Source organism: Paenarthrobacter sp. CC6 (genome assembly GCF_040560085.1).
GTDB classification, from domain to species: Bacteria; Actinomycetota; Actinomycetes; order Actinomycetales; family Micrococcaceae; genus Arthrobacter; species Arthrobacter nicotinovorans.
This window is the reverse complement of sequence record NZ_JARDAN010000010.1, coordinates 122,834-136,456: the sequence shown is the minus strand read 5'-3', so window position 1 is coordinate 136,456 and position 13,623 is coordinate 122,834. Positions and strand designations below refer to the sequence as shown.

Below are 13,623 nucleotides of genomic sequence, written 5' to 3'. Positions count from 1 at the left end.
GGGAGGACCCGTGCGCACTTCACAGCCCCGGGCACCCTTCCACGCCTTGCGGTCCGGCGCGATCGCGCTGGTCATCCTTGGCTTGGCTGCCGGAGCCCACGTCATTGGCGGCGGATTGCTGCCGATGGCCCCGGTGCTCCTGGCCTTGCTCGCGCTGACGGCGCTGGCCACCACGCTGGCCACCCGGTTCCGGCTGAACGCCGTCAGCATGGCAGCGCTGCTCGGCGCAGGACAACTCGCACTCCATGAGGCTTTCACTGCCCTAGGGCCCGTTGCTGCCGACTCACCAGGAACAGCCCACCACCTCGGCAACGAATCACTGAACCCTGCCCTGCAAACGGTGACAGAACATACCCACGAGCTTGGTTCCACCGTGGGCGTCCTGATGCTGATGGCGCACGTCGCGGCTACCCTGGGGTCTGCCCTGGTCCTGGCCAAGGGCGAGGATGCGCTCTGGCAGCTGGCCGCGTGGCTCCGACCGCTGGTTGCCCTGCCCACGCTGCTGTTCAGGCCCGACGCCGGTGCGTCTCCTGTCGCAGTAGGCGCACCTGACGTTTTCATCCCCCGCCCCTGGCGGAACCTAAGGCAAGACAGCCGCCGCGGCCCGCCCGCCGTCGTCGTCCTTAGCTAGTTCCGCCCGGCACCCAAGCTGCAAAGCACCAATGCTGCAAAGCCAGCAAACGCCTTTGCACGGTGACGGGCTCCCAAACCCGTACCCCAGCGCCCCCTCACTTGGCGCACCCGAAAGGCAACCCCATGAAGAAGTCCTCGCTTCGCCGTACCCTGTCCGCTACCGCCGTTGCCGGTGGAACCGCTGCCCTGATGATGGCCGGTATCGCAGGGGCGTCGGCCCACGTCGGCGTCGACCCCAACAAGACCGCGGCAAACTCCTACGCTCTGTTGACGTTCAGCGTTCCCCACGGTTGCGGCACGTCCGGCACCACCAAGATTGCCATCAGCCTCCCCGAGGAACTGACCGACGCAACCCCCACCGTCAACCCGAACTGGAACGTGGAGAAGGTGACGGAAAACCTCGCCGAGCCCAAGAAGCTGGACGACGGTACGTCCATCACCAAGCGCACCAGCCAGATCGTGTACACGGCCAAGGCGCCACTGGATCCGCACATGCGCGATGCCCTGGTCCTCTCGGTGAAGCTGCCTGACGCTGCCGGCAAGACCATCTACTTCCCCACGTTCCAGACGTGCGAAACGGGAAAGACGGACTGGATCGAGATTCCGAAGGACGGCCAGAGCGAGGATGACCTGAAGTCGCCCGCTCCGGCCATCGCCATCACCCCGGCGGACGCTGCGGGAGACCACCACGCTGCCGCCAGCGTCTCCACCGAGCAGGCGTCCTCGGTAACCGACGACGGGTCGCAGGCCCGGAGCTGGGCCGGCCTGATCGCAGGCATCGCGGGCCTCGGACTCGGTGGCGCGGCGTTCTTCCGCAGCCGCTCGGCCAAGCCCGCCGCAGTGAAGGCAGACACCAAGTAAATCAGTGCAGGTGGCGCCCGGAAGATCACGATCCGGGCGCCAATCTGCCCTGTAACCCGTGGCTGAATTGACTAGCGCCACCGCCGAAGCAAGGCTGGTGCCCATGTGGACTCAGCGCATCAAAACCGGTCTTGTGACGACGACGGCGGCCGCCTCGCTGCTGCTTCTTGCGGCTTGCGGGCCAAGCCCCAGCCCGGCGGAATCAAGCAGTGCCCCGCCAAGTTCTTCCACACCCTCGGCATCGTCGACGTCGGCCTCCCCCTCCGCGACGGCCTCCACGACGCCTTCGCAGTCTCCCACCCCGACCACCACGTCCGCGCCTCCTGCAGCCGTTGGACAGTGCAAGGCCGCAAGCCTGACTGCGGCCACCGATGCCACTGGTGGCGGAGCAGCCGGCAGCGTCTACGAGAAGCTGATCCTGACGAACTCGGGAACGGCTCCGTGCATTGTTGAGGGCTTCGCCGGGGTATCCCTGACGGCAGACGCCAATGGCGAACCGATCGGCGAACCGGCAACCCGCGAAACCACCACCCCGGTGACCAAGATCGAGCTGGCTCCGGGCAAGTCGGCGTGGGCGGAAATCCGCTACACGCAGGCGGGCAACTACGGCGACTGCACCAAGGTTCCTGCGGCCGGGCTGCGCATCTACCCGCCGAATGACACTGCCTCGCTGTTTGTCGCCGAACAGCACGATGCGTGCAGCAACGCCGGGATCAAGCTGCTGACAGTCACTGCCTTCCAGGCTGTTTGACCGCTCCCCCACGGTTCCGGCTTATTCTGTCGGAGCCGTGGGGCATGATGGATGAATGCAGGAGCCGCAGACGTCCGTTGGCGCCATCAGCCGTTTCAGCCAGGCAACCAGGGAATGGTTCCTCGGCGCTTTTTCCGAGCCCACGCCTGCGCAGGACGGCGCCTGGAATGCCATCTCTTCGGGCTCCCATGCCTTGGTCGTAGCGCCCACCGGATCCGGTAAAACGCTCGCCGCCTTCCTGTGGGCCCTGGACAGACTGCACGCCACCCCCACTGACACGCTCCCCGGGCTGGAGAGCGTGCCGGCGAACGGCAAGGGGCGGGCCAAGCGTCCGAAAACCAAAACACGCGTCCTCTATATCTCACCGCTTAAGGCGCTGGGTGTCGACGTCGAACGAAACCTCCGGTCACCGCTGATCGGCATCACGCAGACCGCCAAGCGCTTGGGATTGCCGGCACCACTGGTGACGGTGGGCGTTCGCTCCGGAGATACGACGGCGGCGGATCGCCGCACGCTGCTGACCAACCCTCCGGACATCCTCATCACCACCCCGGAATCCCTGTTCCTTATGCTGACGTCCCGTGCCCGGGAGACGCTCAGCGAAGTGGACACCATCATCATTGACGAAGTGCACGCCGTTGCGGGTACCAAGCGTGGGGCACACCTGGCTGTCTCCCTTGAGCGCTTGGATGCGTTGCTTCCCAAGCCCGCGCAGCGCATCGGGCTCTCTGCCACGGTCCAGCCCCGCGAGTTGGTGGCCCAGTTCCTGGCCGGCCAGGCTCCAGTGGAGATTGTCGCGCCGCCGTCAAAGAAGAACTGGAACCTCACGGTCACTGTGCCTGTGGAGGACATGTCGGACCTGCAGGGTGCGGCCGGAGCGTTCGATTCCGGCCCGGCGTCAGGGCTGCAACCGCAGGCGTCGATCTGGCCGCATGTGGAGGAACAGATCGTAGATCTGGTTTTGTCCAAGCAATCCACCATTGTCTTTGCGAACTCCCGACGCCTTTCGGAGCGCCTGACGGCCCGCTTGAATGAGATCTATGCCGAACGCCAGTTGATGGCAGTGGGAGGTGGGGAATGGGCGGCCCCCGAGTCCAACGCGGGCGGGCCCAACCCTGCCGTTCCGGCCTCCACGTCAACCCCCGCGCACATGATGGCCCAGGCAGGCAGTACCACCGGCGCGGATCCTGTCCTCGCCCGCGCCCACCACGGCTCGGTTTCCAAGGACCAGCGCGCCATGATCGAGGACGACCTCAAGTCGGGCAGGCTGCGTTGCGTCGTTGCCACGTCCTCCTTGGAACTGGGCATCGACATGGGTGCCGTGGACCTCGTGATCCAGGTGGAATCGCCGCCGTCGGTAGCCAGCGGACTGCAGCGCGTGGGACGTGCCGGCCACCAGGTGGGCGAGATCTCCGAAGGCGTGTTGTTCCCCAAGCACCGGGCTGACCTCCTGCACACAAGCGTCACCGTCGAGCGGATGCTCAGTGGCCAGATCGAGCGGCTGAGCATACCCACCAACCCCCTGGACATCCTGGCCCAGCAGACGGTCGCAGCCACGGCATTGGGAAGCATCGACGTCGAAGAGTGGTTCAGCACAGTGCGTCGTTCGGCGCCGTTCGCCAGCCTTCCACGCTCAGCGTTCGAGGCCACCTTGGACCTGTTGGCAGGCCGCTACCCCTCGGACGAATTTGCTGAGCTCCGGCCACGCATCATCTGGGATCGGCACGCAGGAACCATCGAAGGCCGGCCCGGCGCCCAACGCCTGGCGGTAACCTCCGGCGGTACCATCCCGGACCGTGGCCTCTTTGGCGTCTACATCATCGGCACAGAAGTTGAGGGCTCGTCCTCCACGGCCAGTGCGGACGGCAGTGAACCCACGGCCTCTGCCCGCGCAGCGAAGGGCGGACGCCGCGTCGGCGAGCTCGACGAAGAGATGGTGTACGAGTCCCGGGTAGGCGATGTCTTCGCCCTCGGTGCCACCAGTTGGAAGATCGAGGACATCACCCACGATCGCGTGCTGGTCTCCCCCGCTTTCGGCCAGCCCGGGAAGCTTCCTTTCTGGAAGGGTGATTCCCTGGGCCGTCCTGTTGATTTGGGCAAAGCACTGGGCGCCTTCATCCGGGAACTCTCAGCTGCCGATGATGCCCCCGCCATGGAACGCTGCCAAGCCAGCGGCCTGGATGCCTTTGCCGCCAGCAACCTGCTGCAATACCTCCGGGAACAAAAGGAAGCCACGGAAATCGTTCCCAGTGACCGGACCCTGGTGGTGGAGCGCTTCCACGACGAACTCGGAGACTGGCGGGTGGTCCTGCACAGTCCCTTCGGCATGCCGGTCCACGCCCCGTGGGCCCTCGCCGTCGGACAACGCCTGCAGCAACGCTACGGCCTGGACGGCTCGGCCATGGCCGCTGACGACGGGATTGTCCTCCGCGTGCCCATGATGGAAGACGAACCACCCGGAGCTGAGCTGTTCCTCTTCGACCCCGAAGAACTTGAACAGATTGTCACGGCAGAGGTCGGTGGCAGCGCACTGTTCGCCTCACGATTCCGCGAATGCGCCGCCAGGGCCCTGCTCCTCCCCCGGCAGAATCCCGCAAAGCGTCAACCCCTGTGGCAGCAACGGCAGCGCTCGGCCCAGTTGCTGGATGTCGCCCGGAAGTACCCCTCTTTCCCCATCGTGCTCGAAACGGTGCGGGAATGCCTGCAGGATGTTTACGATCTGCCCGCGCTGAAAGACATCGCAGCATCCGTGGAGCGCCGCGAACTACGGATCGTGGAAACCACCACCCAGCAGCCCTCGCCTTTCGCAAAGTCACTCCTGTTCGGATACGTAGCCCAGTTCCTCTACGAGGGCGACTCCCCCTTGGCAGAGCGGCGGGCTGCCGCCCTGGCACTGGACTCGACGCTGCTCAATGAACTCCTGGGCCGCGTGGAACTGCGCGAACTCCTGGATGCCGCGGTCATCGACGCAACCGAAATGGAGCTGCAACGGCTTGCACCGGACCGCCGGGTCCGTGGGATGGAAGGAGCCGCTGACCTGCTGCGACTCCTCGGCCCACTCAGCATCGACGAGGTGGCCGAGCGGCTGCAAGGGATGGAACAGCCTGAGGCTGCCCTGCAACCGGCCACGCTGGACCAGCCGCTGGACCATCCGCTGGACCCCGACGATCCGGACCACGTTGAGGAAACACCTCCGGCCGCTCCCCACGGCACAGTGTTCGACGCCGAATCCCACCTCGCTGCGCTGCAGAAAGCCAACCGCGCACTCAAAGTGACAATCGGCGGCGTCGAACGCTTTGCTGCGGTAGAGGACGCGGCCCGGCTCCGCGACGCCATCGGTGTCCCGCTGCCCATGGGCGTTCCGCTGGCCTTCATCGAACCGGTCAGCGATCCCCTGGGCGATCTCGTTTCCCGCTACGCCCGCACCCATGGGCCCTTCACTGCCGCGGAGGCAGCGTCGAGGCTGGGGCTGGGCGTCGCTGTCGTCAATACCGCCCTGAAACGCCTGGCCGGGGATGGCCGCGTGGTGGAAGGCGAGTTCCGGCCGCACGCTGTGGCGGAGCAGCCCACCGAAGCCGTTGAACCGGAACTGATGACCATTGACGCACCGCCCTCCAGCGAGTGGTGCGATGCCGAGGTCCTCAGGAAGCTCCGGCGTCGTTCCCTCGCCGCGCTGCGGGCCGAAGTGGAACCCGTGGACACAGCAGCCTACGGACGGTTCCTTCCTGCATGGCAGAACGTGACCACCCCCGGAAAGTCCCGCAGCCAGGCGCTCCGCGGACTCGACGGCATCATCACGGCCGTGGACCAGCTCTCCGGAGTACCCATCCCCGCGTCCGCCTGGGAACCGCTGGTGCTGGCGAGCCGCGTGGCTGACTACAAACCGGCCATGCTCGATGAACTGATGGCGGCCGGGGAACTCCTCTGGTCCGGGGCCGGGTCGCTGCCAGGAAACGACGGCTGGATCAGCCTGCACGTGGCCGATTCCGCAGAACTGACCCTCAACCCCGCACCTGACTTTGAACCGGGCGACGCACAGCAGCGGCTCCTGGAACACTTCAGCGCCGGAGGCGGCTACTTCTTCCGGCAACTTACCGAAGTGGCAGGCGGCATGGACGCAGTACTCAGCGACGACGCCGTCGTGACGGCCCTGTGGGACCTGGTGTGGGCCGGCCGCGTCACCGGCGATACCTTCGCCCCCGTGCGGGCCATGATCTCCGGCGGCAAGACAGCCCACCGGCAAGTTGCCAAGGCCCCCAGGGCGAGGACTCCGCGGATGAGCAGGCTTGGCCGCTCGCACGGGACCGGACTGCTGGGCTCGCCCGGTCTCACCGGCGGACGCTACGGCTCGGTTAGCGGCGGCGTTGCACCGGCACCACCCTCGGCTGTGGGCCGGTGGTCGGCGTTGCCTGCGCCCGAACTGGACCCCACCATCCATGCCCGGGGCACCGCTGAGCTGCTGCTGGACAGGTACGGTGTGGTGACCCGCGGTTCGGTCATGGCGGAGAACATCATCGGCGGCTTCGGCCTCATGTACAAAGTCCTTGCACGGCTCGAAGAAGCCGGGCGGTGCCGCCGCGGTTACTTCATCGAGCACCTCGGAGCGGCCCAGTTCGCCGTCCCCGCGACGGTGGACCGGCTGAGGTCATTCACTGAAGACGCCCGCATCTCCAAGGCGGAGCCCGTTGCCCTTGCACTGGCCGCAACCGATCCCGCGAACCCGTACGGTGCAGCGCTCCCTTGGCCGGCCCTGTCCGTCGACGCCGGGTCCGGCCACCGGCCCGGACGCAAGGCGGGGGCGCTGGTGGTCATGGTCGACGGCGCCCTGGTCCTTTACGTCGAACGCGGCGGCAAGACGCTGCTCACCTTCAACCAGGAAGAGCCCGTGTTGGCTGTTGCCGCCCAGGCGCTGGTTGATGTGGTGCGTCGCGGAGCCGTAGACAAGCTCTTCATGGAGAAGGTCAACGGCCACGACCTCCTGGACACCCCGATTGCCGCTGCTTTGGCGTCCGCCGGGGCCTACTCCACTCCGAAGGGACTACGGATCCGTGCCTGAAGGCGATTCTATTTGGCGGGCCGCCAACCGGCTCAACGAGGCCTTGGCGGGCAAAGTCATCACAGCTTCCGACTTCCGTGTGCCCCGTTTCGCCACCCTCAACCTGACTGGCTGGACCATGACCGAAGTGGTCCCCAGGGGCAAGCACCTGCTCATGCGCTTGACCGGCCCCGTTGACGACGAGCCCGGTGCCAGCAGGAAACCCCGGGCACTGACCATCCACTCCCACCTCAAAATGGAGGGTAACTGGATGATTTACCCGCCGGGTGGTCGATGGACCAAGCCGGGCCACACGGCACGTTGCGTCCTTCGCACGGCAACTGCCGACGCGGTCGGGTTCTCCCTGGGCATCCTGGAAGTCGTGCCCACCGCCGAGGAAGACAAAATCGTGGGACACCTCGGACCCGACCTCCTGGGGCCGGACTGGGACGAGGAAGAAGCCCTGCGCAGGCTGAAGGCCGAGCCGGACGTTACGGTCGGCTTCGCCTTGCTGGACCAACGGAAACTGGCAGGGATCGGCAACATTTACCGCTGCGAGGCATGCTACCTTTCGGGCATCCACCCGGCCCTGCCTGTCGGAGAAGTCCCGGATCTGGCCAAGACCGTCACCGACGCCAAACGCCTCCTCGGCGAAAACCTTGGACCTGGCCGCCGGACCACTTTGGGCCCACGAGCCCTGCGTCCCGGTTACTGGGTTTACGGCCGGGAACGCCAACCCTGCAGGCGATGCGGCGCCACGATCCGCCGTGGCCTGCTGGCAGGACCGGACGGAACCGAAGAACGCGACATCTACTTCTGCCCGCGCTGCCAACCCGCTCCCTAGAAGCCCCGGATCCCTGGAGACCAAGTCCCTGGAGACCGGCTCTTGCCAGCCCACTTCCCGGACACCTACCCGTGAAACCGTGGCCCGGCCGAGACGTCGGATTCGTCCCGGCCGGGCACAGCGGCAACCGCCGCGACGGCGCCGCGCCCCATGCAAACCGCGCCGACTACTCCAGGAAGCTCCCCAGCCGCCCCAGCAATAGTCGTCGGATCCGCGCTGGCTGCGCGTCGCCGTCGGACGTTTTCTACACCGTCCGCCACCATTTCTGGTTGGCGGACCCGGCGCAATCCCATAACTGCAGGCGTGAACCATTCGACCACGACCAGTCGGCTACGTCCACGCATTTGTTCGCCTGGGGGTGTACCAGATCTCCGGCAGAGTTCAGCACGAACTGCTGCGCGGCGTTTCCGTTGCACGTGGCCAGCTGGACGCGGGCGCCGTTACTGGTGGAACCCCAGGCCACGTCCATGCATTTGCCCAACGACTGCACCGTGCCGTTGGAAGCGAAGGTCCATTGTTCGGAGGCAGCCGCCTCACAGTCCCACAGTTGCAGCTGGGCACCGTCGGTGGCCTGGCGTCCGGCAACATCGATGCATTTGCCCGCGTAGCCCTGGATCCTGGCACTGGCGGGAGCCGCTGACGGAGCCGCAGCGAGCTCGTACACACGGACGTAGTCGACCAGGAGCGCCTGCGGAAAAGTGGTGCCTGAATCCGGCGCTCCGGGCCAATAACCACCCACGGCCAGGTTCAGCAGCAGGAAAAAGTTGTGGTCGAATACCCATGGCCCGGGTGTGTTGGCCTTGGTCTTGTGTGAGTACGGGACCCCGTCGATGTACCAAGTGATGGAATCCGCCGCCCAATCCACGGTGAACGTGTGGAAAGCGTCCCCCAACGCGGCACCGTGCGGCAAGGTGTAGCTGGCGTTGGCGGCGTTTGCACCTGAATACCCGGGACCGTGGATGCTTCCCCACGTTGTCCCGGGTTCCTTGCCGACGTTTTCCATGACGTCGAGCTCGCCGCTGTTGGGCCAGCCATCAGTGAAAACGTTGTCGCCCAACATCCAGAACGCGGGCCACATTCCTTGTCCTTTGGGCAGTTTGAGCCGGGCTTCGAACCGGCCCTGGGTGCGGCTGAACTTCCCCGCCGTCAAGAGGCGCGCGGAGGTGTACTGACATGCCCCGTAATGGCATTGATTTCCGGCCGGGTTTTCCCGCCGCGCGGTGATGGCAAGGTTGCCTTGCCCGTCGGCGGCGGCGTTCCGCGTGCTGGCGGTGTAGTACTGGAGTTCGCCGTTACCCCACCCCGATCCCCCGGTGTCGTGGACCCATTTGGCGGAGTCGGGCGCTGTTCCGGCTGGTCCGTTGAATTCATCGCTCCACACCAACGCACCGGGAGCCGGCATGCCGGCCGCTGCCAGCGCCGGCGGTTCAGGAGCGATGAGTGTCGCTGAGACGGCCAGTCCGACGATGACCATCACCAAAGGCATGAGTCTTCGCTTCATGGTTGCCACTCTGACCGCCTTTTCGCCACGCACGCAAGGCTTTTTGTAGCGACACGCAAAACGTCACTGCGAGGAAATATTCCGCGCGAAATTACTTATCAAGTCCGTAACGGCGACGAAATGTGAGCGGGCGAGAGTGGGATAAGGACAGGTAAATTCCGTTCGCAACGTGTTTCCTTCCTCTGAGCATCGACGATGCATGCTCCAGGCGCGTCAGCCGTGTCTTCCCAACTTTCGCCTAGCGGCGTCCGGACAGACTGACGTGCCTTTGCCTTTTCCCCAGCAGTTACCCGGAGGCTAAAAATGGGCATTCGTAAGCAGATTTTGGTAAGGATCCTTGCCGTCCTGGTGGTTTCCTTTGGATTGATCTACATCAGTTGGCGCTGGTCGGGCACCGTTGCGTGGGACGCGTGGTGGATTTCCCTGCCCCTCGTTGCGGCGGAAACGTACAGCCTGGGCGAATCGGCGTTATACGCGGCCACCATGTGGAATGCACGACGGCGCCCGCCTCCCCCTCCTGCCCTGCCGGGCAGGACCGTGGACGTTTTCATCGCCACCTATAACGAGCCGCTCGACCTCGTCCTCAGGACGGCCATCGCGGCCAGGGACATGGAATACCCGCACGAAACGTGGATCCTGGACGATGGCGACCGCAGCGACTTCGCCACGGCAGCCCGGCAGATCGGCGTCGGATACATCAGGCGGGGCCCCGAATGGGATGGCCGGCAGCGGTTCGCCAAGGCAGGCAACGTCAATAATGCCCTCTCCATGACCACCGGTGAATTCGTGGCCATTCTGGACGCGGACCAAGTCCCGGAACCCCGGTTCCTGGACCGTGTCCTTGGCTACTTTGATGCCGGAGAGGTGGCGTTCGTCCAGACGCCGCAGCACTTTTGGAATGTTCCTGACCGTGATCCCCTGGGCAGCCAGGCGGAGCTGTTCTACGGACCTATCCAGCAGGGCAAGGACGGGTGGGATGCGGCGTTCTTCTGCGGTTCCAATGCTGTCCTGCGCAGGGAAGCCCTCATGGCCCTGGGCCTGACGCGTTACACCCGGACCGCCACCGAACATACATGGAGCGCCCTGCGCAGGGGTCGCACCCGGTTGCAGGATCTCCTTGGCGAGCTGGGCAGGCGGCATCCGGCGGCCATGCCGGTGGTTGAGCAGGCGCTGGAGGCGATCACCCGCGCGGAACATCAGGTCCGCAGGGGCGATGTCCTGGCGGAAATCACCTTCGAACTCCGCGTCTCCTTCCATGCTGCGGCGTTGGGGAACCCCGATGCCATGGACGATGTGGTGCCTGAACTTGACGCGGTGCTGGAATCGGTGGATGTGGCGCACACGGACCAGGCACTTGCCATCCACCCGATGGACACCACCACCATCACCGAAGACATGGCAACCGCCATGCACCTTCACGCCATGGGATGGGGAAGCGTCTACCACCATGAAGTGCTGGTGCACGGGCTGGCCCCGGAGGACGTGTCCACCATGTTGTCGCAGCGCCACCGCTGGGCAGCCGGCACCATGCAGGTGTTTTTCAAAGACAATCCGCTGTTCCTTCGCGGCCTGACGTTGGCACAGCGCCTCATGTACCTGGGCACCATGACCAGTTACCTCAACGGCTTCGCCGCCTTGAGCTACATTGCGGCGCCGGTGGTTTTCCTGGTCGCGGGAACCTACCCCCTCACGGCGAGCCCCGTGGTCTTCTTCTGTTTGTTCCTGCCGTTCTTCATTTCCTGCCAGCTGCTCTTCCAGGTGGCGGGCAACGGAGCCAAGGGTCTCTGGCGCGGCCAGCAGTGGTCCTTTGCTCTCTTCCCCACGTGGATCGCGGCGACATGTTCCGGCGCGGCAGCCGTCTTTCTGGGCAAACACCTGGCGTTCTCGGTCACTGCCAAAAGCAAACAGGCCACTGGGCGCGGTTTCCAGCACGTGCGGCTCCAGATCGGGGCCATGGCCGTCCTGGTTTTGTGTTCGGGCATAGGGATAGCCAGGGCAGCGACCGGCGAAGCTCCCCTGTACCCCACCCTCATCACCCTTGCCTGGGTGGCCTTGGACCTGGCCCTTTTGAGTGTGGTGATCGGCGCCGCAAGGTACCGGGGTCCCGGAGATGACCTGAAGGATCCCGTGCCCGTCCCCAGGGAACTCGTTGAGGTCCTCGGGCCGGATTCCGCTGGAGCCCCGCACAGCGCAGGGCCACACACCTGAGCACCGCACATCACAACGCCGCACAGTGAGAGCTGACCGGCTACCTTTCCCCACGACCGCCGTTCCAACCCCCAGCCAGGAGCGACCACCATGTCCACACTTTCCCGTGTCCACAACATCGTCCCCACATCACTGGCGCACGTCGACCTGACCCTCACCGGTGCGTTGAACGCGGCAACCGTTCAGGCCATCCGGCAGGACTCAGCCAAGGCAGCAACCGACGGGCCCGTGCTGGTCCTGCTCGACGTGACCGCAGTGACCACCATCGGCGCGTCCGGCGTCGTCGGTCTTCTGGAGGTGCTGCACTTCCTGCGCGCCCGCGGAGGAGATCTTCGCCTTTTCGGTAACTCCCTGGCGCTCGAAACCACCCGCCTCCAGGCCCATCTGGGGCAGGTCGCCCGTGTCTACGAGACACGCGAGGAAGCCGTAGACGGTGGTCGGACACTCGTGCGTGCACGCCGCCTGACGTCCAGGTTCGCCTGGCTCAACGTGTTCACCCGACGTCCACGCACTCTTGGTTGGGGCTGACATGGCCCGGACATTAGTGTCTCCGCCACGGCCGCCGCGCCAGAAGCCGGCTCCGCCTTCCTTCACTGGCCATCCTGACCGCAAACGGAGGCGTGCAAGCCTTCTTGTTCCCGTCGTGGTAACAGCACTGGCCGCCACCGGTTTGGGGTTCGCTTCCAGGGAAGTGGTCCCCATCGTCCAGGCGTTGTCCTTGTGCAGGGCCGCGGATGCGGCATCCATCATTCCCAAAGATGGCGTGCTTCTTGGGGTCAACCTGGATTGGGATTCAGAGACCTTGGCCGAACACCGCGCAAACCTCGGCCATGATCCCGCGGTGGTGGTCCAGTTCTCGGACATCCCCTACGACGACGAGACGTGGTCCCACACCACGAACGCCGTCACCCAGGTCCGGGCAACGGGCGGTGCGCTGCTCCTGACCCTTGAGCCGCACGGCGGCCTGGCGACCATGAGCGATGAGGTGATCGCGAAATTGGCCACAGACTTGCGGGCCATCAACGATCAGGGGACGCCCGTCGTCGTGCGTTTTGCGCATGAGATGAACGGCTCCTGGTACTCGTGGGGCCAGCAGCCGATCCGCTACGTGGAGGTGTTCCGGAAGGTGGCGGCAGCCATTCATTCCCAAGCTCCCGGCACCTCCATGATGTGGGCACCCAACTACGGCGGAGGCTATCCGTTTACGGGTGGCCAGTTCGCGGCCCGTCCGGGCACCCCGGACTTTGCCGCGCTGGACACCGACCACGATGGCACGCTCACGATGTCCGATGACACCTACGCTCCCTACTATCCGGGGGATGACGCCGTGGATTGGGTGGGCGTCTCGCTCTACCACTGGGGCAACCAGCGGCCTTGGGGCAACAACGACATTGCCGAACCGGGCAAGTTCCTGGCCATGCTCACGGGCACGTACAGCGGCACAGCAGGTAACGACAGTGCCGTGCCGGATTTCTACCAGGTATACGGTGTGGACCATAACCGCCCTGTGGCCATCCCGGAGACCGCAGCGATCTTCACTCCTGCCCGCAGCGGGGCCTCCGAGCTGGACGTCAAGCAGGCATGGTGGCGCCAGGTCTTCTCCGCCGAAACCCACCAAAAGTATCCGCAGTTGAAAATGATCAACTGGTTCGAGTGGAAGAAGTACGAGATCGAGATTAACGACGACGTCGACTGGAGGAGCGCAGGATCTCCCACCATCCGTGACGCGCTGGCCCGGGACCTGCCGGACTGGTTGCGCTACGGCGAGGACTTGGAGGCGTGCCGCTAGG

9 protein-coding genes are annotated in these 13,623 nt (G+C 65.3%); 8 read left to right on the top strand and 1 reads right to left on the bottom strand.

Annotated elements, in window-relative coordinates; translation table 11 throughout:
* Positions 1-10: 10 nt before the first annotated feature.
* The 5 genes from PV760_RS12470 to PV760_RS12450 all read left to right on the top strand — a co-directional run bounded on the left by PV760_RS12470 (position 11) and on the right by PV760_RS12450 (position 8,124).
* On the top strand, positions 11-631 hold the full coding sequence (locus PV760_RS12470; protein ID WP_354627874.1) for a hypothetical protein: 621 nt from the start codon (positions 11-13) through the stop codon (positions 629-631).
* A gap of 125 nt (positions 632-756) precedes the next feature.
* Positions 757-1,494, top strand: coding sequence for a YcnI family copper-binding membrane protein (locus PV760_RS12465; RefSeq protein ID WP_018777984.1), 738 nt, complete (start codon positions 757-759; stop codon positions 1,492-1,494).
* A 103-nt stretch (positions 1,495-1,597) separates the two neighbouring features.
* On the top strand, positions 1,598-2,245 hold the full coding sequence (locus PV760_RS12460) for a DUF4232 domain-containing protein (RefSeq protein ID WP_193591151.1): 648 nt from the start codon (positions 1,598-1,600) through the stop codon (positions 2,243-2,245).
* A gap of 55 nt (positions 2,246-2,300) precedes the next feature.
* Positions 2,301-7,301 carry an Lhr family helicase gene (locus PV760_RS12455; protein WP_354627873.1) on the top strand — a complete coding sequence of 1,667 codons (5,001 nt, stop codon included), beginning with the start codon at positions 2,301-2,303 and terminating at the stop codon, positions 7,299-7,301.
* Positions 7,294-8,124: a DNA-formamidopyrimidine glycosylase family protein gene (locus PV760_RS12450; RefSeq protein ID WP_354627872.1), complete on the top strand. Its 831-nt coding sequence runs from the start codon at positions 7,294-7,296 to the stop codon at positions 8,122-8,124. The genes PV760_RS12455 and PV760_RS12450 overlap by 8 nt, the downstream gene beginning before the upstream one ends.
* Positions 8,125-8,368: 244 nt before the next feature.
* Here PV760_RS12450 and PV760_RS12445 read toward each other — a convergent pair whose 3' ends face one another.
* Positions 8,369-9,625, bottom strand: coding sequence for a ricin-type beta-trefoil lectin domain protein (locus PV760_RS12445; protein WP_354627871.1), 1,257 nt, complete (start codon positions 9,623-9,625; stop codon positions 8,369-8,371).
* Positions 9,626-9,928: 303 nt separating this feature from the next.
* On the opposite strand from PV760_RS12445, the gene PV760_RS12440 reads away from it, so the two are divergent.
* The 3 genes from PV760_RS12440 (at position 9,929) to PV760_RS12430 (ending at position 13,622) form a co-directional block, all read left to right on the top strand.
* A complete protein-coding gene (locus tag PV760_RS12440; RefSeq protein WP_354627870.1) occupies positions 9,929-11,833 on the top strand; it encodes a glycosyltransferase family 2 protein in 1,905 nt (634 codons plus the stop codon).
* Positions 11,834-11,923: 90 nt separating this feature from the next.
* Positions 11,924-12,361 (top strand): STAS domain-containing protein, encoded by a 438-nt coding sequence (locus PV760_RS12435; RefSeq protein ID WP_354627869.1) that lies wholly within the window; start codon positions 11,924-11,926, stop codon positions 12,359-12,361.
* A gap of 1 nt (position 12,362) precedes the next feature.
* Complete coding sequence (locus PV760_RS12430) at positions 12,363-13,622, top strand: glycoside hydrolase family 26 protein (RefSeq protein WP_502921439.1); 1,260 nt, start codon at positions 12,363-12,365, stop codon at positions 13,620-13,622.
* Position 13,623 lies beyond the last annotated feature (1 nt).